We start from the raw sequence: 544 nt of genomic DNA, 5'->3' as shown, positions 1-544 counted from the left end.
GGCCGGCACTGAATCAGTCGCGGTGGACGGCAAGGCCGCCCGTGGTTCACGCACCGACGTGGCTCCGGCCGCCCACCTTCTGTCCGCCGTCACGGCCGCGGGCCGCACCGTCAGTCAGCTGAGGGTGAGGGGTGAGGGACGACTACGGCGACGCCACGGCAGGACCGGCGCTGGGCGACGGCGGAAGGTGTGGCTGCAGCTGAACCGGGAGGGGATACCGGTGGCCCGCTGCACCGTGGAGCGCCTGATGCGCGAGCTGGGTCCGCGCGGTGCGGTCCGCGGTGTGAAGCGCCGCACCACGGTGCCGGATCCGACCGCCACCCGCCCCACCGACCTGGTGAAACACAGGTTCGACCGGCCGGCGCCGAACCGGTTGTGGGTCACCGACTTCACCTACGTGGCCACGGCCTGCGGCACGGAGCCCTATTCACGGGTGCTACCAGCCCTTCTTGTAGAAGGTGAGGGCGGTGATGGTCCTGGCGATTAGAGGGAAGGCTTGGAGGGGGCCGCGGTAGCGGGTGGCGAGGATCTTCCAGTCCTTCAG

The 544-nt window shown here is 70.4% G+C and carries 1 pseudogene; it reads left to right on the top strand.

The features are described from left to right. Positions 1-181 precede the first annotated feature (181 nt). Positions 182-406, top strand: a pseudogene (locus tag OTB19_RS43340) (IS3 family transposase); the annotation flags it as partial. Positions 407-544: the final 138 nt, after the last annotated feature.

The sequence above is a fragment of the Streptomyces sp. H27-H5 genome, assembly GCF_026627505.1.
Classification (GTDB): Bacteria; Actinomycetota; Actinomycetes; order Streptomycetales; family Streptomycetaceae; genus Streptomyces.
This window is presented reverse-complemented; position numbering and strand designations above follow the sequence as displayed.